The 19,989-nt window shown below is 72.9% G+C and carries 16 protein-coding genes; 8 read left to right on the plus strand and 8 right to left on the minus strand.

The features are described 5' to 3' along the window. Positions 1–73 precede the first annotated feature (73 nt). The gene (gene ssd, locus ACZ47G_RS02825; protein WP_465739642.1) at positions 74–1,198 is read right to left on the minus strand and encodes a septum site-determining protein Ssd; all 1,125 of its coding nucleotides are present in this window, start codon (positions 1,196–1,198) and stop codon (positions 74–76) included. 832 nt (positions 1,199–2,030) lie between these two features. Here ssd and ACZ47G_RS02830 point away from each other — a divergent pair. Then, positions 2,031–2,828, plus strand: a complete 798-nt coding sequence (locus tag ACZ47G_RS02830) for an HAD family hydrolase (RefSeq protein ID WP_465740023.1) — start codon at positions 2,031–2,033, stop codon at positions 2,826–2,828. Between the two features lie 386 nt (positions 2,829–3,214). Here the strand turns inward: ACZ47G_RS02830 and ACZ47G_RS02835 are convergent, their stop codons facing one another. Beyond that, complete coding sequence (locus ACZ47G_RS02835; RefSeq protein WP_465739643.1) at positions 3,215–4,105, minus strand: Fic family protein; 891 nt, start codon at positions 4,103–4,105, stop codon at positions 3,215–3,217. 216 nt (positions 4,106–4,321) lie between these two features. Between ACZ47G_RS02835 and ACZ47G_RS02840 the strand changes: the two genes are divergently transcribed. The 3 genes from ACZ47G_RS02840 to acs all read left to right on the plus strand — a co-directional run bounded on the left by ACZ47G_RS02840 (position 4,322) and on the right by acs (position 10,387). Next, positions 4,322–5,341 carry an ATP-binding protein gene (locus ACZ47G_RS02840; RefSeq protein WP_465739644.1) on the plus strand — a complete coding sequence of 340 codons (1,020 nt, stop codon included), beginning with the start codon at positions 4,322–4,324 and terminating at the stop codon, positions 5,339–5,341. Between the two features lie 483 nt (positions 5,342–5,824). Next, positions 5,825–8,188, plus strand: a complete 2,364-nt coding sequence (locus ACZ47G_RS02845) for a SulP family inorganic anion transporter (RefSeq protein ID WP_465739645.1) — start codon at positions 5,825–5,827, stop codon at positions 8,186–8,188. Between the two features lie 243 nt (positions 8,189–8,431). Next, complete coding sequence (gene acs / locus ACZ47G_RS02850) at positions 8,432–10,387, plus strand: acetate--CoA ligase (RefSeq protein WP_465739646.1); 1,956 nt, start codon at positions 8,432–8,434, stop codon at positions 10,385–10,387. A 228-nt stretch (positions 10,388–10,615) separates the two neighbouring features. On the opposite strand, the gene ACZ47G_RS02855 is transcribed toward acs, so the two are convergent. Then, the gene (locus ACZ47G_RS02855) at positions 10,616–11,224 is read right to left on the minus strand and encodes a serine hydrolase domain-containing protein (protein ID WP_465739647.1); all 609 of its coding nucleotides are present in this window, start codon (positions 11,222–11,224) and stop codon (positions 10,616–10,618) included. A gap of 610 nt (positions 11,225–11,834) precedes the next feature. On the opposite strand from ACZ47G_RS02855, the gene nhaA reads away from it, so the two are divergent. The 4 genes from nhaA (at position 11,835) to ACZ47G_RS02875 (ending at position 15,549) form a co-directional block, all read left to right on the plus strand. Beyond that, positions 11,835–13,229 carry a Na+/H+ antiporter NhaA gene (nhaA, locus tag ACZ47G_RS02860; protein WP_465739649.1) on the plus strand — a complete coding sequence of 465 codons (1,395 nt, stop codon included), beginning with the start codon at positions 11,835–11,837 and terminating at the stop codon, positions 13,227–13,229. 314 nt (positions 13,230–13,543) lie between these two features. Further along, entirely contained in the window at positions 13,544–14,020 is a 477-nt protein-coding gene (locus ACZ47G_RS02865) for a phage holin family protein (RefSeq protein WP_465739650.1), read from the plus strand. An 84-nt stretch (positions 14,021–14,104) separates the two neighbouring features. Further along, positions 14,105–15,184 carry an alpha/beta fold hydrolase gene (locus ACZ47G_RS02870; RefSeq protein ID WP_465739651.1) on the plus strand — a complete coding sequence of 360 codons (1,080 nt, stop codon included), beginning with the start codon at positions 14,105–14,107 and terminating at the stop codon, positions 15,182–15,184. A gap of 155 nt (positions 15,185–15,339) precedes the next feature. After that, positions 15,340–15,549, plus strand: a complete 210-nt coding sequence (locus tag ACZ47G_RS02875) for a hypothetical protein (protein ID WP_465739652.1) — start codon at positions 15,340–15,342, stop codon at positions 15,547–15,549. A gap of 37 nt (positions 15,550–15,586) precedes the next feature. Here the strand turns inward: ACZ47G_RS02875 and ACZ47G_RS02880 are convergent, their stop codons facing one another. The 5 genes from ACZ47G_RS02880 to ACZ47G_RS02900 all read right to left on the minus strand — a co-directional run bounded on the left by ACZ47G_RS02880 (position 15,587) and on the right by ACZ47G_RS02900 (position 19,945). Beyond that, entirely contained in the window at positions 15,587–16,288 is a 702-nt protein-coding gene (locus ACZ47G_RS02880; protein WP_465739653.1) for a metal-dependent hydrolase, read from the minus strand. A 132-nt stretch (positions 16,289–16,420) separates the two neighbouring features. Then, on the minus strand, positions 16,421–17,605 hold the full coding sequence (locus ACZ47G_RS02885) for a MarP family serine protease (protein WP_380451321.1): 1,185 nt from the start codon (positions 17,603–17,605) through the stop codon (positions 16,421–16,423). A gap of 46 nt (positions 17,606–17,651) precedes the next feature. After that, positions 17,652–18,386 carry an NUDIX hydrolase gene (locus tag ACZ47G_RS02890; protein ID WP_465739654.1) on the minus strand — a complete coding sequence of 245 codons (735 nt, stop codon included), beginning with the start codon at positions 18,384–18,386 and terminating at the stop codon, positions 17,652–17,654. Continuing rightward, the gene (nth, locus tag ACZ47G_RS02895) at positions 18,383–19,336 is read right to left on the minus strand and encodes an endonuclease III (RefSeq protein WP_465739655.1); all 954 of its coding nucleotides are present in this window, start codon (positions 19,334–19,336) and stop codon (positions 18,383–18,385) included. Before nth ends, ACZ47G_RS02890 begins: the two co-directional genes overlap by 4 nt. 108 nt (positions 19,337–19,444) lie before the next feature. Continuing rightward, positions 19,445–19,945, minus strand: a complete 501-nt coding sequence (locus ACZ47G_RS02900) for a MarR family winged helix-turn-helix transcriptional regulator (RefSeq protein ID WP_465739657.1) — start codon at positions 19,943–19,945, stop codon at positions 19,445–19,447. Positions 19,946–19,989: the final 44 nt, after the last annotated feature.

The raw sequence follows: 19,989 nt of genomic DNA on the forward strand, positions 1-19,989 counted from the left end.
AGCCGGTGCTCCCGCGCACCGTCTCCGGGGCCCGGGGCACCGCCCCGAAGACCTGTCCTGCGCAGACGGACCATCAGTACACACCTCCTCCGACCGCCGGCACCGGCGGCAGTACTTCGTTCAGGAAGGTCGCGCAGAAGCGCGCAAGCGGGCCGCCGTCCCGCATGCCGGGCGGGACACCCTTCTCGACGTCCTCGGCCAGGCCCGGCTCCGGTTCCAACTCCCCGGCCAGCTCCAGCCGCAGCCCACGCGCGATCCGGTGCGCCGGGAGCCCGCCGGGACGCACCGGCCGCACCACGGCCCGGACGTCCCCGAGCCGCATCCGCGCCGCCGACGCGACCCGGTCGGCCGCCGCCACCGCGCGCAGTTCGGCCGGGACCACCAGCAGCGCCAGGTCTGACTGCTCCAGCGCCTGCCCGGCGGCGGCGTCCAGGTGGCGCGGCACGTCGACCACCACCAGACCGCCGCGCCGCCGGGAGGCGGCCAGCACGCTGCGCATGGCCTCCGGCGGCACCGTCAGGGTGTCGCCGCGGTCCCAGGACAGGCAGGACAGCGCGGACAACCGTTTGAGGGCCGGCAGCGCCCGCACCAGCTCGGCCCCGCTGACCCGCCCGCGCGAAGCGGCCAGGTCGGGCCAGCGCAGCCCGCGGGCCGTCTCGCCGCCGAGCAGGACGTCCAGGCCCCCACCCAGCGGATCACCGTCGAGGAGCATGGTCCGCCGCCCCGTCCGCGCGGCGGTGACCGCGAGGGCGCAGGCCAGGGTCGAGGCTCCGGCCCCGCCCCGGCCGCCGAGCACGGCCACGGTGACCGCCGGGGAGCCGACGCCTTCGGCCGCGTCCGCGATCCGGTCCAGCAGCCAGGCCTCGGCGTCGGGCAGGAACAGCACGTGCTCCGCGCCGAGTTGGACGGCTCTGACCCAGACCCCGGGGTCATCGAGGTCCAGCCCGAGCAGCAGCACCCCGCCGCGCCTGCCGAGCCCGGCGCAGTGTTCCGCCTGGTCGTCCCCGACCAGGACCAGCGGGGCGCCCTCCCACAGCTCGCGCGGCGGCGGCGCGCCCCTGATCAGCCGCGGCTCGGTGCCCGCCGCCGCGCAGACCCGCAGCAGGTGTTCGGCCAGGGCCTCGTCCCCGGTGACGACGAGCGGGCCGGCGGCCGCGGGGCCCTCGGTGGTGACGTGGTCGGCGATCGGTGTCGACATGGTGTGCTCCCCTCTGCGCCGCCGGCCACCAGGGGCGGCCGCGGCGCGCGTCGGACGGTTCGGGCGGACGGCCGCCAGGCAGACCTCTGGGAGAGGAAGGGGGATGAGGCCCTGCCCGGCGACCGCCGCCGACCATCACGGTGGGGGGAGATCCGGATTCCGTCATCCGAGTTCCGATTGCCTGTGGATAACTCGTGGGCTGTGGATGAAAACGTTCACCCGGGCGGGGGGCTATTCGGCGAAGAATTGACGAAAGGGGGTCACGGAGATGAACCGGCCGCCCGTCGGACCCGGGCTCGACCGCCTTCCCGGCACCCCTTCACCGCCATCCCCGCCGGTCACCGGCACCGCCCCGCGGAGCCGATCGGAACCAGCCGTCCGCCTCGTGCGCGTCATGAGCAAATGGCGACGCAGAGTGACGAAAGGTGGTGGACGGACGGAGCCGTCGACACCACCTGTACACAGTCGGAAGAGGCCCCCGCAGAGCCGCCGCGAAGGGCCTTCGAGGCCTGAAAATGGCCCCGGACGTGCGACGACCCCCGCCGGGGGGGAGAGCGGGGGTCGTCTATCCACAGCCCGACTCGGGGGGGAGGAGCCGGACCGGGTTAGCACGGTCGCGAACGATCCGTGACTTCCATGGTGTACCCGAGCGGCCAGAAACACAAACCCGCACGCCCGTGAGTACACCGAATGGCGGGGTCTTTTTCGGCTCCCTCTATCCTCGGTTCCCGTGGACACCACCGAGAACGCCGACGACCACGCCGACGAGTCCCAGGGCGGCCCCACCGGGCCCGAGGAGCCGAGCACACCCGCCCGCCCCCGGCCGAACGGACTGCGGACGGCCGCCTTCTTCGACCTCGACAAGACCATCATCGCCAAGTCGAGCGCGCTGGCTTTCAGCCGCCCGTTCTACCAGGGCGGTCTGATCAACCGTCGGGCCGTACTGCGCAGTGCGTACGCCCAGTTCGTCTTCCTGGTCGGCGGTGCGGACCACGACCAGATGGAGAAGATGCGCGAGTACCTCTCCGCGCTCACCCGGGGCTGGAACGTCCAGCAGGTCCGCGAGATCGTCGCCGAGACGCTGCACAACCTGATCGATCCGATCATCTACGACGAGGCCGCCTCGCTGATCGAGCAGCACCACGCGGCCGGCCGGGACGTGGTGATCGTCAGCAGCTCCGGCTCCGAGGTGGTCGAGCCGATCGGCGAACTGCTCGGCGCGGACCACGTGATCGCCACCCGGCTCAAGGTCGAGGACGGCTGCTACACCGGCGAGATCGAGTACTACGCCTACGCCGAGAACAAGGCGGCGGCCATCCGGGAGTTGGCCGGGACGGAGGGCTACGACCTGGCCCAGTCCTACGCCTACAGCGACTCCTCGACCGACCTGCCACTACTGGAGGCGGTCGGGCACCCCTCGGCCGTCAACCCCGACCGCGCGCTCCGCAAGGAGGCGCAGGCCCGGGAGTGGCCGGTGCTGGTCTTCGACCGGCCGGTGCAACTGCGACGCCGGCTGCCCGAGTTCTCCGCGCCGAGCGGTTCGGTGCTGACCGCCGTTGCGGTCGGGACGGCCGCCGTGACCGCCGGGGTCATCTGGTACCTGGCGAGGCGCCGCCGCCCCACGGCCTGAGGCACCCATCGGGAAGCCGTGATCTAGCACGAAAGCCACTGAAACGGGCATATCGCCACAGACTTCCCGTTTCGGGTTCCCCTTTCGGCCGAAACGCGATACAAAGGAAGCACGGCCCGCGAGACCCGGTCAGGACCGAAGAGGTCAAACCGACAACGCAGTTCAGGCCCCACGGACCGCACGTACAGATATCCGAGCACCCACATGCAGCCGACCCGCTGTCGGGCCGCCGGACCAGACGAACGGGCAGGATCCCCGTCTGATCGGCACTTCCGGTGCATGCTTGGTCACCCGGTATCTGCACCAGCGGCGGCACCCAGCAGGACCAGGTGCCGCCGCATCTTCGTGTCCGCGGCGCCCGCGACGCCCTCGGACCGGCCCAGGACTCAGGCCATCCCGCGCTGCATCGCCTCGCAGACCGCCGTGCTCTCCCGCACCCCGAGCCGCAGCGCCCGTCCGCAGTGGGCGATCCAGGCCGCCATTCCCTCGGGCGTGCCCGCCAGGTAGCCCGCCAGGGCGCGCCGGTAGGTGTCGGTGCCGAGTTCAGCCAGACCGACCTCGGCGGGGCAGATCGACTTCGGGTCGAGGCCCTCCGCGATCAGCACGATCCGCTGGGCGGCGCGCGCGATCAGCCCGTTGTGGGCGCCGAACGGCCGCAGGGCGAGCAGTTCGCCGTGCACCACCGAGGCGACCACCAGGGCCGGGGTGCCCACGCCCTGGCCCTCGGCGCGGGCCACCAGCAGCCGGGAGAGCTGGTCCAGCCGGGCCGCGACCTCCTCCGCGCCGGGCGCGGGCGGCAGCACGGGCGGCGGCCCGTCCACGGTTTCCACATCGACGCTCTCCACCGGCTCGAGCTCCAGCGGGAACAGCTCTTCGGCGCCCTCCCCCGCCCGACGCGGCCGGCCGGCGGCCGGGTCGGCATCGCCGACCGCGAGCAGGTGCAGCCGGGCCAGCACCTGCAGCGGCGAGTGCCGCCAGATGCTGAGCAGCTGACCCGCCTCGGCGGCGATCCGCAGGGCGGCGCCGACCGTACGGGCCTCGGGGTCCGCGCTGAAGTCGGTGCGGCGGCGGACCTCCTCGAGCGGCCAGTCGGCCCCGGCCACGGCTGCCGACGCGCGGGCGCCGCGCAGCGCGGACTCGGAGGTGACCTCGGCCGCACGGCGGCGCATCACCCGGTGGCCGTAGAGCCGGTCGACGGCCTTGCGCACCTCGGCCACGGCGTCGGGCACCCCGGGGAGCTGGGCCAACGGGGCGAGGGGATCTGTTCCAGTGCTCACCTACCCGAGAGTAATGAACGGGCGGCCCCTCCAGGAACAGCAACCCCGCATCACCCGTTAGAGGCAATCCTCACTTCCCTCCCCCGGTGGACCCCAAACCCCGGCTAGCATGTCCACTATCGGAGACGATAACGATTTCCAGTTAGGGGTGCCCCCACACGCACCCCTGAGCACGCGGCCCGCCCCCAGGGCCCAGAGCGAGAGCCGGAGCCCCAGATGAAGATCGCCTTCGTCGGCAAGGGCGGCAGCGGGAAGACCACGCTGTCCGCACTGTTCATCCGCCACCTGGCCGCCATCGGCCGCCCGGTCATCGCCGTCGACGCCGACATCAACCAGCACCTGGGCCCCGCGCTCGGGCTGACGGACGCCCAGGCCGCCGACCTGCCCTCGCTCGGCGCGCACCTGCCGGAGATCAAGGACTACCTGCGCGGCAGCAACCCGCTGATCCGTTCGGCCGAAGAGATGATCAAAACCACGCCGCCCGGCCGTGGTTCGCGCCTGCTGCGGATCGTCGAGGAGAACCCGGTCTACACCGCGTGCGCCCGCCCGATCGCCCTGGACGAGGGCTCGGTCCGGCTGCTGGCGACCGGCGCGTTCACCGAGGAGGACCTCGGGGTGGCCTGCTACCACTCCAAGGTCGGCGCGGTGGAGCTGCTGCTCAACCACCTGCTGGACGGCCCCGACGAGTACCTGGTCACCGACATGACGGCCGGCTCGGACTCCTTCGCCTCCGGCCTGTTCACCCGCTTCGACCTGACCTTCCTGGTCGCCGAGCCGACCCGCAAGGGCGTCTCGGTCTACCGCCAGTACAAGGACTACGCCCGGGACTTCGGTGTGCAGCTGCGGGTCATCGGCAACAAGGTGCAGAGCCCGGACGACCTGGCCTTCCTGCGCCGCGAGGTCGGCGAGGACCTGCTCACCACCTTCGGGCAGTCGGACTGGGTGCGCCGCCTGGAGCAGGGCGCCGAGCCGCCGCTGAAGTCCCTGGAGCCGGCCAACCGGGCCGTGCTCGAGGAACTGCGGACCGAGGCCGAGGCGGCGTACGGGCTGCGCGATGCGCGCCGCTACACCGAGCAGGCCGTGCTGTTCCACCGGCGCAACGCCGAGAGCTGGGCCAACGCCAAGACGGGCGTCGACCTCGCGACCCAGGTGGACGAGGACTTCGTACTGGGCGGCTTCCCCGGAGAGTTCGCGGCCGACGGCGCGCCGGCCACCCCCGCGGGAGCCACCGCCTGACGCCCATCACGCGCGGCACCGCGCACGGCACCGCCAATCGACCGGACGGGCCGCGGCCTCCCCCTCACCCCCGGGGAAGGCCGCGGCCCGTTCCCGTACCGACCCCCCGCCCCCGACGACCGCTCCGCAGCCCGGCCAAAGCCGCCCACCAGCAGATTCCCGTCGGTTCGAATACCACCCAATGGGGTGAACCAGCGAAATTCCACTTCCCTCCGGGAACGACGCTGTGCAAAGCTTTCATTACTCTCGGTTTACCGAGTCTTGATGGCCCGTCCCGACGGCCACGGCGAGACATCCCGCGCCTCGCCCCGGCCCCTGGCGGGCCCAGATGGTCGACGCCGGCCGGTGACACCCGCATTCCCCGCCGTGCGCACGCCATCCCGCCACACCGTCGCGACCCACGACAGCCGATCCGCCCCGAGCCCCACCCCGGACTCACCGCCGGACCTGACTGCGTTCGTTCCCCGGACAGACGGGAAGACCATGACCCTCGACATCTCCAGCGCACCCATCGCCTCCGACACCACCGACCACGCGCCACCGGGCCCCGGCGCCCGAACCCACTGGGCACACGACCTGTCCGCCTCCCTGGTGGTCTTCCTGATCGCCGTGCCGTTCTCCCTCGGCATCGCGCTCGCCACCGGCGCCCCGCTCACCGCGGGGCTGGCCGCGGCGGCCGTGGGCGGCATCGTGGTCGGACTGTCCGGCGGCACCCCATTGATGGTCAGTGGCCCCTCCGCCGCGCTGACCGTCATCACCGCCGGGCTGATCGCCCAGTACGGCTGGCGGGCCACGTGTGCCGTCACCGTCGCCGCCGGACTGCTCCAACTCCTGCTCGGCGCACGCCGGGTGGCCCGGACGGCGCTCGCCGTCTCGCCCGCGATCGTGCACGGGATGCTGGCCGGCGTGGGGCTCACCATCGCCATCGCGCAGCTGAACGTCGTCCTGGGCGGCTCCCCGCAGAGCTCTGCGTTCGCCAACCTCCTCGCTCTGCCGGGGCAGTTGGCCGGCCCACACCCACCCGCGCTGCTGGCCGGCACGGTGACGGTGGCGGTGCTGCTGGGCTGGCCGCGACTCAGCGGACTTCCGGGCCGCGCAGGGGAGTTCGGCGCCCGCCTCGCCAAGGTGCCCGGCCCGCTGGCCGCCGTGGCCGTCGCCACCACGCTCGCCCTCGCCCTGGACCTGCGGGTCGCCCACATCGAACTGCCCGCCTGGCAGCCGCAGTCGCTCGTGCCCGCGCTTCCGCACGGTTCGCTCGCAGGGATGCTCGCCGCCGTCCTCACCGTGACCGCCGTCGCGAGCGTGGAGTCGCTGCTGTCGGCCGTGGCCGTGGACCGGATGTCCCAGCGCACCGGCGACCTCGATCGCGAGCTGCGCGGACAGGGCCTGGCCAACCTGGTCAGCGGGCTGGTCGGCGGACTGCCGATCGCCGGCGGCGCCGTCCGCAGCACCGCCAACGTGCGGGCCGGCGGGCGGACCAGGTGGGCCTCGGTGCTGCACGGCGTCTGGGTGCTCGCCGCCGCGCTGGCGCTGACCGGAGGGCTGCGCCGGATCCCGTTGGCCGCCCTGGCCGCCCTGGTGCTGGTGGTCGGGCTGCAGATGGTGAGCTTCGCGCACATCCGCAACGTGCACCGGCACCGCGAGTTCCCGGTCTACCTGATCACCCTGCTCGCCGTGGTGGCCTTCGGCGTCCTCTGGGGCGTCGGCCTCGGTGCGGCCACCGCCGTACTGCTCGCGCTGTACCGGCTGACCCGCGCCCACGTGGACGTCGGGTCCGGCCCCGACGGCTCGGTCACCGTCCAGACCCACGGACCGCTCACCTTCACCGCCGTCCCCCGGCTGAGCCGGGCGCTGGCCGGGATCCCGGCGGGCGCCGAGGTCACCGTGGTGCACGACGGCTCCTTCCTGGACCACGCCGCGTACGAGACGCTGCACGACTGGCGCACCGGGCACCAGGCCGCGGGCGGGCGGGTCACGATGGTGACGCGGCGCCAGGACGACGAGGTGCTCGACCCCGACGGCACCGTCCGCGCGGGCAGTTCACCGGGCCCGCACCGCTGCCGGGCCTGGACGCCCTGGGTCGGGCACCACTGCATCGAGCAGCAGGAGGACCCGCACGGCCGGCTGCTGGACGGCGTCCGGGTGTTCCAGCGGCACACCGCCCCGCTGGTCAGGCCCGAACTCGCCCGGCTGGCCCGGGAGGGCCAGACACCCTCCCAACTCTTCCTGGCCTGCGCGGACTCCCGGATGGTGACCAGCATGATCACCAACAGCGGCCCGGGCGACCTGTTCACCGTCCGGAACGTGGGCAACCTGGTGCCGGCCCCGTTCGAGCCCGGCGCGGCCGACGACTCGGTGGCCGCCGCGGTGCAGTACGCGGTCGAGGCGCTGGAGGTGCGCTCGATCACGGTCTGCGGCCACTCCGGCTGCGGTGCGATGAAGGCCCTGCTGGACGGCGTGCACGAGCGCCCCGGGCCGCCCACCCCGCTGACCCGCTGGCTGCGCAACGGTCGCGGCTCGCTGGACCGGCTCCGACGGGCCCCGGCCGAGTTCGCCGACCGGCCGGTGGTGGACCTCGCGGAGCAGCTCTGCCTCACCAACGTGGTGCAGCAGCTGGACCAGCTGATGGCGAATCCGGCGGTGGAGCGCCGGGTCGAGGAGGGCAGCCTGCGACTGGTCGGGATGTACTTCGACTTCGCCACCGCCCAGGCCTACGTCCTCGACCGAGCCGCCGGGACGTTCAGCCCGGTCGAGGCCCGGACGGAAGGGGATTCGGCCGAACGGGTGAGAAACGACGGCCGGGTTCCGGTCGGCGGCAGCGAGGAGGGGCCCCAGCTGGCCGCCTGAGAGCCGGGTCCGTGTCTCCGCCGGGCGGGCCGGGGCACGGGCCCACCGGCCACCGCGCGGCCTGCCGCCCCGGGCGGCGGGCTGCGCGGTCGGCCGTTCGATGATCGGTTAAAGGTCTACACCAATTCCAAGGAGCCTCTTGTCAAGTGGCCTGTTCGCCTGGTGAGCTTGTGCGCTGGGACACGTGGGCCGATCCCCACGCACGGGATCGCCCCGGATCATGAACTCGATGAGGAGTGCGCGTTGAGCAACGAGAGCCTGGCCAACCTGCTCAAGGAGGAGCGGCGTTTCGCCCCGCCGGCAGAGCTCGCCGCAGCCGCCAACGTCACCGCGGCCGCGTACGCGCAGGCCTCCGAGGACCGCCTGGGCTTCTGGGCCGAGCAGGCCCGCCGCCTCAGCTGGGCCGTCGAGCCGACCGAGACCCTCGACTGGTCCAACCCGCCCTTCGCCAAGTGGTTCGCCGACGGCAAGCTCAACGTGGCCTACAACTGCGTCGACCGCCACGTCGAGAACGGGCTCGGCGACCGGGTCGCCATCCACTTCGAGGGCGAGCCCGGCGACAGCCGCTCGATCACCTACGCCCAGCTCAAGGACGAGGTCTCACAGGCCGCCAACGCCCTGCTGGAGCTCGGTGTCCGCAAGGGCGACCGGGTCGCGGTCTACCTGCCGATGATCGCCGAGGCGGTCGTCGCGATGCTCGCCTGTGCCCGGATCGGCGCCACCCACTCGGTGGTCTTCGGCGGCTTCTCCGCCGACGCCGTCGCCTCCCGCATCCAGGACGCCCAGGCCAAGCTCGTCATCACCGCCGACGGCGGCTACCGCCGCGGCAAGCCCTCCGCGCTCAAGCCGGCCATCGACGAGGCACTCACCAAGGTCGACGGCGTCGAGCACGTCCTGGTGATCCGCCGCACCGAGCAGGAGATCGCCTGGACCGAGGGCCGCGACGTCTGGTGGCACGAGATCACCTCGCGTCAGTCCACCGAGCACGCCCCCGAGGCGCACGACGCCGAGCACCCGCTGTTCATCCTCTACACCTCGGGCACCACCGGCAAGCCCAAGGGCATCCTGCACACCTCGGGCGGCTACCTCACCCAGGCCAGCTACACCCACCACGCGGTCTTCGACCTCAAGCCGGAGACCGACGTCTACTGGTGCACCGCCGACATCGGCTGGGTCACCGGCCACTCGTACATCGTCTACGGCCCGCTCTCCAACGGCGCCACCCAGGTCATCTACGAGGGCACCCCGGACACCCCGCACCAGGGCCGGTTCTGGGAGATCGTCCAGAAGTACGGCGTGACGATCCTCTACACCGCGCCGACCGCGATCCGCACCTTCATGAAGTGGGGCGACGACATCCCCGCGAAGTTCGACCTGTCCTCGCTGCGGGTGCTGGGCAGCGTCGGCGAGCCGATCAACCCCGAGGCGTGGATCTGGTACCGCGAGCACATCGGCGGCGGCACCTGCCCGATCGTGGACACCTGGTGGCAGACCGAGACCGGCGCCATGATGATCAGCCCGCTGCCGGGCGTCACCGAGACCAAGCCGGGCTCGGCCCAGCGTGCCCTGCCGGGCATCGCGGCCACCGTGGTGGACGACGAGGCCAACGAGGTGCCGAACGGCTCCGGCGGCTACCTGGTGCTCACCGAGCCGTGGCCGTCCATGCTCCGCACCATCTGGGGCGACGACCAGCGCTACATCGACACCTACTGGTCGCGCTTCGAGGGCCGTTACTTCGCCGGTGACGGCGCCAAGAAGGACGAGGACGGCGACATCTGGCTGCTCGGCCGGGTCGACGACGTCATGCTGGTATCGGGCCACAACATCTCCACCACCGAGGTCGAGTCGGCCCTGGTCGGCCACCCGTCGGTGGCCGAGTCCGCCGTCGTCGGCGCCACCGACGCGACCACCGGCCAGGCCATCGTCGCCTTCGTGATCCTGCGCGGCGGCGCCACCGAGAGCCCCGAGCTGGTCGAGGAGCTGCGGGCGCACGTCGGCCGCACGCTCGGCCCGATCGCCAAGCCGAAGCAGATCAAGGTGGTCGGCGAGCTGCCGAAGACCCGCTCCGGCAAGATCATGCGCCGCCTGCTGCGCGACATCGCGGAGGGCCGCGAGGTCGGTGACACCACCACCCTCGCCGACAGCTCGGTGATGAGCCAGATCCAGGCCCAGCTGCCGCCGCACGGCAGCAACAGCTGAGTGCAGCCCTGACGACCTGATGACCTGACGACTCGACAGCTTGACGGCCCGGCACCCACCGACAGTCGGAGGGTCAACCGGCCGGACGGCCCGAAGACCGGGCGGCGCCCCGCAGCACGGGGCGCCGCAGGTCGAGCGGGCCCGAGCAGTGACCGGGGCCCCGGGCGGTGATCACCGCCCGGGGCCCCGTTGTCACGCCCACGCGGGGGTCACGCCCCCGTGCCCTCCTCAGCCGCCGGGCCCGTCACCGCCCCCGCCGCCGTCGCCGTCGCTGTTCCCGCCCCCCGGCCCGCGCTGCGCGGCCAGGGCGCGCAGGGTCTCGTACGCGCTCTGGACGAAGCCCCGGCCGCGCGCGATCCGCACCCCCGAGCGCGCCCCGGTCAGCACCGCCAGCCCGACCTGGGCCCGGGGGCTGAACCCGACGAAGGCGCTGCACCCCCGGGTCGACCCGGCGTGGAACACCAGTTCCTCGGCCCCCTCCGCCAGCTGCCGCTCCACCAGACCGACCAGGTCGCCATTGCCGTCGCCATTGCCGTCGCCATTGCCGTCGCCATCGCAGTCGCCATCGCAGTCGCAGTCGGCGCCGCCACAAGCGCCGCCCTCGCAATCGCCGGCGTCACCACCGAACTGACCGGCCGACAGGCGCTGGGTCCGGCGCACCTCGGCGAGCAGCAGCGCGGTGAAGGTCTTGGTCACGGATCCGAGCTCGAACCGGGTGTCGGCCCGGACGGGGTGGAGCCCGGAGCGGTCGGAGTGCCCGCGGCAGGCGACCGTCCGTTCCTCACCGCGGATCACCGCGACGGCGACGCCGCCGTCCGGACCCGCGGTGCGGAACAACGGGCGGAGCAGCCGGTCGAGGTCAGCGGGGATCTCGGGGAGGTCCGGGGAATCGTCCGAGGGGAGCCCCGAGGAGCCCTCCGGCGGGGGCTCCGGACGATCCTCCGGGAGGAGCCCCGGCGCGAGTCCCGGTGCGAGTCCCGGGAGGCGTCCCGGGAGCGCGACCGACCGCGGCTCGGGGCCGTTCGGATCGGCGGGCTCACCGGGTAAGAGGGGCGGTTGGGGCATGGTGGTGCCGCCACCGGGCATGGTCGTGCCTCCAGCAAGTACAGCGGGTACAGCGGGAACAGCGGGGTGGGAAGGGGGACGCGCACCGGCCCGGACCGGGCGGGCGCCTGCCACCGACCCTAGGGAGCCGTTCACCCGACTGCACTCGGCCTGAGCCGTTCGGGTGCCGGTCCATTGCTTCTCGGGAGTGCAGAACCGGCCCACAGGGCTTAAGTCATTTGTAAGGACGATCCGGTGGTCACCCGAACGTCCCGCTAGACTGTTAAGGACGCATCAAGATCCTTGAGCAGGACTCGCGGGCGTCACAGGGCGCGCCGGGAAGTCTGGTCGGCAACTGCACCACCCGTGCAACCGTTGCCGCTCCCAGCCCCAGGAGGTCCCCGTGACCGACCAGCCGCCCGTCCACGAGCCGACGACCCGCCGCCGGCAGTTCCTCGGCCGGCTGTCGCTCCCCGAGCGCACCTTCATCACCGACGCCCTGCGCACCGAGACGGTCGGCGGCGTGCTGCTGCTGGCCGCCGCCGTGGTGGCGCTGATCTGGGCGAACGTCTGGCCGCACGGGTACGAGAGCCTGCTCGACTACAAGATCGGCCCGTCCGCCCCGCTGCACCTCGACCTCACCCTGGCCAACTGGGCCAAGGACGGCCTGCTGACGATCTTCTTCTTCGTGGCCGGCATCGAGCTCAAGCGCGAGTTCGTCGCGGGCGAGCTGCGCACTCCGAGTGCGGCCGCCCTCCCGGTGATCGCCGCGGTCTGCGGCGTCGCCCTGCCCGCGATCCTGTTCGCCCTGACCAACTCCGGCAGCGGCGGCCACCCCGGCGGCTGGGCCATCCCGACCGCCACCGACATCGCCTTCGCCCTCGGCGTGCTGGCCGTGGTCGGCAGTCACCTGCCCTCGGCGCTGCGCGCCTTCCTGCTCACCCTGGCCGTGGTCGACGACCTGATCGCGATCCTGATCATCGCGGTCTTCTACAGCTCCGGGATCAAGTTCTGGGCGCTCGGACTGGCCCTCGCCGGCCTGGTGCTGTTCTGGTTCCTGCACCGGCGCGGGGTGAAGGGCTGGTACCTGTTCGTGCCGCTGGCCGTGGTGGTCTGGGCGCTGATGCACGAGAGCGGCATCCACGCCACGGTGGCGGGCGTCGCGATGGGCCTGATGCTGCGCTGCCACCGGGAGGGCGACGAGAAGCACTCCCCCGGCGAGCACATCGAGCACCTGGTCCGCCCGCTCTCCGCCGGGCTGGCCGTCCCGGTGTTCGCGCTGTTCGCGGCCGGGGTGGCGATCTCCGGCCCGGCGCTGCGCGAGGTGTTCACCCAGGCCACCCCGCTCGGCATCGTGATCGGGCTGCTGGTCGGCAAGACGGTGGGCATATTCGGCGGCACCTGGCTGGCCGCCCGGTTCACCCGGGCCGAGCTGAACCCCCAGCTCAAGTGGGCCGACCTGTTCGCCGTCTCGGTGCTCGCGGGAATCGGCTTCACCGTCTCGCTGCTGATCAGCGAACTGGCCTTCCCGCACGACCTGGCGCTCGCCACCCGCGCCAAGACGGCCGTCCTGGTCGGCTCGCTGCTCTGCGCGCTGGTCGCCACCGTGCTGCTCAAGCTGCGCAACCGGCACTACCGCGCGCTGTGCGAGGAGGAGGACCGGGACGAGGACGGCGACGGCGTCCCGGACGTCTACCAGCAGGACGACCCGGCCTGGCGGGCCCGGAACACGGACGCGGCGGCGGCCGTCGAGGCCGCCCGGCAGCTGCCCGGCGAGGGACCGGCGGCCGGCCGCTGAGCCCCCGTGGGAAAGCCGCCGACAGCCCGCCCGGAGGCACCCCGAGCGATCGCCCAGCGGTCTCCCAGCAGCCTTCCGGTGGCCTTCCGGGGGCCTTCCAGTGGCCCTCCAACGGCCTCCCAGCGGCCTCCCAGCGGCCTTCCGAAGCCAGGACACGTCCCTCCGGCGGGGCCCCGGAGTGGTGTCCGACTGACCGGTAGGGGCATGATTCTGAGCTGTCGACAAACCGCTGACGCCTCCGGACCCCCCACCGGCCCCGGAAACCGCACCCCGCGCCGGCGTCACGCCGCAGCAGCCGCAGAGGAGAACCGCTGATGCCCGCAGGAGCCGCAGACCCGTCCAGCAACGGCCGGGCGCCCTACGAGGGCGAGCGTTCGGTGGGGCAGCTGTTCGCGGCGGCCACCGCCGATCTGAGCGCACTCGTGCACGACGAGATCGCGCTCGCCAAGTCCGAGATCAAGGCGGACGTCAAGCGCGGTGTCTCCGGCGGTGTCTCGGTAGGCGTCGCCCTCGTGGTGATCCTGTTCTCCGTCCCGATGCTGAGCGCCGCGTTCGCCTTCGGCATCCACGCGCTGGGCCTGTCGCTCGGCTGGTCCTTCCTCATCGTCGCGGGCGCCTACTGGGTGCTCGCCGCGGTGCTGTTCGTGGTGGCGAGGCGGTTCTTCAAGAAGATCCAGAAGCCCGAACGCACCATCGAGGGCGTCCACAGGACCGCCGAGGTGCTGAAGAACGCCCGGCCGCGTCCGGCCACCCAGGAGGAGATCGACCGGGGCCTGGGCCGCATCCCGTAACCCGCCCCGCGACTGACGTGCCCGGACCCGCCGACGGCGAGTGCCGGGCACGTGTCCTTCGCACGGATGTGACACGCTCTCGGTATGCCGCTCGACCACAAGCCCGCCACCGCGCAGCCGTCCGCCGTTTCCGGCCCCGACTCCGGCCCCGACTCCGCCCCGGACGGCGGCCCGGACGGTGGCCCCGACTCCGGCCCGGAGTCCGCCGAAAACGTCCCCGTTCCCGGACGGTCCGACGAGGGTGCCGACGGCGCCGTCGGCGAGGCCTGGAGCATCCGGCGGTCCGGCCCCTGGACGCACCGCGACCTGGCGGCCAACGGCGCCCGCTTCCACATCACCGAGGTGGGTTCCGGCCCGCTGGTGCTGCTGGTGCACGGCTGGCCCGAGTACTGGTGGGCCTGGCGCCACCAGCTGACCGCGCTGGCCGCGGCCGGCTACCGCGCGGTGGCGCTCGACCTGCGCGGCATCGGCGGCAGCGACCGCACCCCGCGCGGCTACGACCCGGGCAACCTGGCCCTGGACATCACCGGCGTGATCCGCTCGCTCGGCGAGCCCCGGGCGCACCTGGTCGGGCACGCCTCCGGCGGCACCCTGGCCTGGGTGGCGGCGGTGATGCGCCCGTCGGTGATCCGGAGCCTCACCGTGGTCTCCGCAGCGCACCCCCGGGACCTCCGCCGGGCGCTGCTGACGGACCGCAAGCAGATGGCCGCCTTCGACCACGTGCTGGGCTTCCAGCGGCCGTGGATACCGGAACGCCGGCTGGTCGCGGACGACGCCGCGCTGGTGGGCCGCTACCTGGACGAGTGGACCGGCCCGAACAAGCTGGACGCGGCCGCCGTGCACGCGTACCGGCAGGCGATCCAGATCCCCAGCACCGCGCACTGCTCGATCGAGCCGTACCGCTGGCTGCTGCGCTCGATGGCCCGCCCGGACGGCATCCAGTTCGCCCGGCGGATGAAGAAGCCGATCACCGCGCCGACCCTGCACGTCCAGGGCGCCGCGGACCCGGTGCTGCTGTCGCACACCGCGCTGGGCGGCGGCGAGTACGTGGCGGCGCCGTACCGCTGGCGGCTGCTGCCGGGGGTGGGACACTTCCCGCATGAGGAGGCGCCGGAGGAGTTCACCGCCGAGCTGCTGGACTGGGTCGGTCGCCACAAGGAGTGACTGCCCGGAGGGACGCCGGGGGTCGCCAGGAGAGGTGCTAGGGAGTGTGCGAAAGTCCCAACTCCCTTGATGTTGCGCTCATATGACATGCGCATGGGCCAATTTCGACAAACCCGGACGGTTACTCCCACCGGCCCAGGGGCATCCATTCCGGTATGACCTGGATGCCCGATCGCGGCGACGCCCCGCGCGGCCGACGCCACAACAGCCCCCAGCGCTCCGCATACCGCCCGGACTGGTCGGAGGACCTCGGCTTCGACGGCCTCGACCGCCGCCAGCGCGGGGCGCAGCGGCAGATGGGCATCCCGCGCATCCTCGGCCGGCGGGCCCGGTGGGTGGGCGCACGACTGCGGCGCGAGACCTGAGGCCTCGCGCCGCGTCGGTCGGCCGTTCGACGGCCGGTCAGTTCACGATCTGCGGTGACAGCGCGGTGAACCAGAGCAGGACGAAGGTCGCCACCGACATGATCGGCACCAGCACCTTGGTCTCGACGTTGTTGCCGCTGCGCTTGATCAGCACGATCTCGTAGCGCTCCTTGTGCGGCCACAGCAGTGGCGCGCCCTTCTTGGTCAGGCAGTCGCCCAGCAGGTGTGCCAGCGTGCCCAGCCCGACCGCGTACGGCAGCCAGCCGGGCGAATTGGGCATCCAGGTGTTCATCCCGAAGGTGCCGAGCGCGGACAGGCCGATGACGGTGATCCACGCCTCCGGGCCGTTGCTCGGCGGGCAGAGCCGCAGCGCCCGGACCGCCAGTGCCAGCAGGAAGAACGTCACCGTGAGGGTGAAGTAGCGGCCCAGGAAGGTGACGCCGGCCCAGGTGCCACCGCCCATCAGCGCGACGAACAGCAGCGAGTGGGTGGCGTGCCGGTGCCCGCCGGAGGCCCAGGCCACGAAGCGGCAGAGCGCCTTGGAGATCGGGCCGAGGAAGTTGGCGATCGAACCGTCGTGGTGGTCGAGGTCCGGCAGCAGCGCGGCGCCCGCGCACAGCACCGTGCCCATCAGTATGTCCGCCGGCTGCAGCGTGGTGTGCAGCAGCAGCGGGGGCAGGAACGGGGCGGAGGCCGCGTACAGCATCGCCCCGCTCACCGCGTGCGAATGACCCATCATCGGACTGCCACGACCTCCGTACGGCTCACTCCGGGACGGCACCCCGGTTGAGCCGAACGGGTGAGCGCGGCCGAGGCTACCAGGGCGGGCTGACGGTACGACGGATCATGCACCGGCGGGCCCGGCGCGGCGTCAGAGCGCGCAGCCCTGGGTGTCCACCTTGGCGGTCGCGGCGCTGCCCGCCGTCACGTCGTCGCGCACCTCGGCCGAGGTCAGCACGTACCCGGTGTCGGCGCTGTCCAGGGACTTGGCGAAGACCACGCCGTACACCTGGCCGTCCGGGGTGAGCAGCGGGCCGCCGCTGTTGCCCTGGCGGACCAGCGAGCGCACCGCGTAGACGTCGCGCACCACCTGGCCGCGGTGGTAGATGTCCGGGCCGTTGGCCTGGATCCGGCCGCGGATGCGGGCGGGCTGGACGTTGAAGGCGCCGTTCTCGGGGAATCCGGCGACGATCGCGCTGTCGTTGGTCTTCGCCTCGCCGGCGAAGGTCAGCGCGGGCGCGTTCAGCTTGGGCACGTCCAGGACGGCGATGTCGCGCTGCCAGTCGTAGCGGACCACCGTGGCGTCGTACAGCTGGCCGACGCCGCCGATCTGCACGGTCGGCTCGTCGACGCCGCCGACCACGTGGGCGTTGGTCATCACCCGGTGCGGGGCGAAGACGAAGCCGCTGCCCTCCAGGGTCTTGCCGCAGGAGGTCGCGGCGCCGACCACCTTGACCAGGCTCTGCCGCGCCTTGGCCACCGCCGCGCTGTTGGCCAGCGCCGGGTCGGGGGTGTCGACCTGGGTGATCGGCTCGTGCTCGAAGGGGTTGAAGACCTGCGGGAAGCCGTTGCGGGCCAGCACCTTGGAGAAGTCGGAGAACCAGTTCGGCGCGTCGCCTGGCAGCGCGTTCTGGACGCCGCCGAGGATCGCCGAGGACCGGACCTGCTTGGAGACCGTCGGCAGTGACGTCCCGGCCAGCGCGGAGCCGATCAGCCAGGCCACCAGCAGCATCGAGATCACGTTGACCACCGCGCCGCCGGACGCGTCCAGCACCCGGGCCGGGCGTCGGTCGATGTGCCCGCGCAGCTTCCAGCCGTAGTGCGCGGTGACCGCCTGGCCGATCGCGGCGAAGACGATCACCACCACGACGGCCACCACCGAGGCCGTGGTGCCGGGGCTGAGGTGGTCGAGCAGCAGCGGCAGCAGCTGGACGGCCAGCAGGCCGCCGCCGAGGAAGCCGACGAGCGAGAGGACGCCCACCACGAAGCCCTGCCGGTAGCCCGAAACGGCGAATCCGACGGCGGCGAGGACCAGCAGCACATCCAGGACGTTCACTCCGACACCCTCCCACGCTTCGCGACCGTGCCGCGCCGACGGCCCGTCACGAGCCGTCGGCGTCGCCGCCCGGCAGGGCCCGGGAGTGCTCGAGGTCGCCCTGGACGAGTGCCAGCGCGTCGTCCGAGAGGTCGACGACCCGGGACGGGTCCCAGGGCAGCTCCAGCCCGCTGTGGTGCAGCACCCGGTCGATCACCCCGGCGGTGAACCCCCAGACCAGCCGCCCGGCGACCGCGAAGGCCGGCCCGACGTGCCCGGACGGGTGCCGCAGCCGGACCCGGTTCGCCGGGTCCGCCAGGTCGGCGATCGTCACCCGGAACACCGCGCCGGTCTCGCCCTGGTCCACCGGCCGCACCGGCGACTCCTCGCGCCACCAGCCCAGCACCGGGGTCACCACGAAGCTGCTCACCGGGATGTACAGCCGGGGCAGTTCGGCGAAGACCTGCACCCCGGCCGGGTCCAGACCGGTCTCCTCCCAGGCCTCGCGCAGCGCCGCCGCGACCGGGCCGGGGCCGTCCGGGTCACCGTCCTCCGGGTCCAGCGCGCCGCCCGGGAAGGACGGCTGGCCGGCGTGCGAGCGCAGCGACCGGGCCCGCTCGATCAGCAGCAGGTCCGGTCCGTCCGGGCCCTCGCCGAACAGCATCAGCACGGCCGCCGCCCGGCCGCCCTCGCGCGGCGGCAGGAAACGGCTCAGCTGCTCCGGCAGCACCCGCTCGGCCGCGTCCCGGACCGGCTCCAGCCAGTCCGGCAGGCCGTTCCGCTCGATGGCAGTCGTGGTCACGCCTCCACCCCCAGGTCCGCGACCCGCCCGTGGTGGGCCTCGGCGTCGGCGCGGGCCGCCGCCTCGCCGGGGAAGTCCGACGGCGGCTTCAGCCGCTGGCCGGGCTGGCCGCCCATCTCGTACTTGAGCAGCTTGCGGGCCTTCTCCTGGTCCAGCTCGCCCTCCCCGTACGAGGGGCAGAGCGGCGCGATCGGGCAGGCCCCGCAGGCGGGCTTCTGGGAGTGGCAGATCCGGCGGCCGTGGAAGACCACGCGGTGCGAGAGCATCGTCCACTCCGACTTCGGGAAGATCTCGGCGACGGCCAGCTCGACCTTCACCGGGTCCTCCTCGGTCGTCCAGCCGAACCGCCGGGCCAGCCGCCCGAAGTGGGTGTCCACGGTGATCCCTGGGACACCGAAGGCGTTGCCGAGCACGACGTTGGCGGTCTTGCGGCCGACCCCGGGCAGCGTCACCAGGTCGGCCAGCCGGCCCGGGACCTCACCCCCGAACTCGTCGCGCAGGGCGGTCGACAGGCCGATCAGCGACTTCGCCTTGTTCCGGAAGAAGCCGGTCGGACGGATGATCTGCTCCAGCTCTTCCGGGTTCGCCGCCGCCATGTCCTCCGGCGTCGGGTACTTGGCGAACAGCGCCGGGGTGGTCTGGTTCACCCGCAGGTCGGTGGTCTGCGCCGACAGCACGGTGGCCACCAGCAGTTGGAACGGGTTCTCGAAGTCCAGCTCCGGGTGCGCGTACGGGTACAGCTCCGCCAGCTCACGGTTGATCCGCCGGGCCCGCCGCACCATCGCCAGGTGCGACTCCGGCTTCCTCGGCTTCACGGCCGGCTGGTTCGCCATCGGCTTGTTCACCACCGGCTTCTTCGCCGCCGTCGTCTTCGCCGCCGTCGTCTTCCCGGCCGGCTTCTCCGCGGGCTGCTTCGGCGCCGTCGCCTTCCGGACCTTGCTCTCTGCCATGGACGAAGGCTACGCCGAGCGGCGGACCGCTCGGGGCCGATCAAGGAGGGAAAAACGCCCTGCCGGGGCGGCTGTTGTGCGAAGGGGGCGGTCCGGGTGGGGGGGTGGTCACCGCGGGGGGCGGCCGATGGTGCCCTCGAGGGTGTTGAGGAGGCCGGCCAGGGCGTCGGCGAGGCGGGCCTGCTCGTCGGGGGTGAGACCGGCGAGGAGGGCGCGGTCGTAGGCGACGAGTTCCTGGACCAGGCCGTCGACCAGCTCGCGGCCCGCCGCGGTGAGGGAGAGGTGGGCGACCCGGCGGTCGCGCTCGTCGGGGCGGCGGCTGACCAGGCCGCGGTCCTCCAGCAGGCGCAGACGCTTGGTGACGGCGGCGCCGGAGGCGAAGCTCTCGCGGGCCAGCTGGGTGGGCGTCAGCTCGCGGTCGACCCGGCGCAGGGCGCCGAGGATGTCGAACTCGGCGCGGGTGAGGCCGGTCCGGGTGAGCGGGTCGGGGGTCTGCTGGAGCAGTGCGGCGCAGCGGTTGATCCGGCCGAGAACGGCGATCGGGCCGGTGTCCAGGCCCGGGTAGGCACGCTCCCACTGGCGCAGCACACCTGCGACGACGTCCTCCACGTGTGCTGCTCCCGTTCCGCGACCGACCGTCCGGCTGTCCGTCG

It is taken from the genome of Kitasatospora sp. NPDC030952 (assembly GCF_055571335.1).

Excerpts from the sequence above, each read along its gene's own strand:
- ssd (WP_465739642.1), bottom strand. The coding sequence starts at position 1,198 with ATGTCGACACCGATCGCCGACCACGTCACCACCGAGGGCCCCGCGGCC.
- ACZ47G_RS02840 (WP_465739644.1), top strand. The coding sequence starts at position 4,322 with ATGAAGATCGCCTTCGTCGGCAAGGGCGGCAGCGGGAAGACCACGCTG.
- ACZ47G_RS02845 (WP_465739645.1), top strand. The coding sequence starts at position 5,825 with ATGACCCTCGACATCTCCAGCGCACCCATCGCCTCCGACACCACCGAC.
- ACZ47G_RS02865 (WP_465739650.1), top strand. The coding sequence starts at position 13,544 with ATGCCCGCAGGAGCCGCAGACCCGTCCAGCAACGGCCGGGCGCCCTAC.
- ACZ47G_RS02870 (WP_465739651.1), top strand. The coding sequence starts at position 14,105 with ATGCCGCTCGACCACAAGCCCGCCACCGCGCAGCCGTCCGCCGTTTCC.
- ACZ47G_RS02875 (WP_465739652.1), top strand. The coding sequence starts at position 15,340 with ATGACCTGGATGCCCGATCGCGGCGACGCCCCGCGCGGCCGACGCCAC.
- ACZ47G_RS02880 (WP_465739653.1), bottom strand. The coding sequence starts at position 16,288 with ATGATGGGTCATTCGCACGCGGTGAGCGGGGCGATGCTGTACGCGGCC.
- nth (WP_465739655.1), bottom strand. The coding sequence starts at position 19,336 with ATGGCAGAGAGCAAGGTCCGGAAGGCGACGGCGCCGAAGCAGCCCGCG.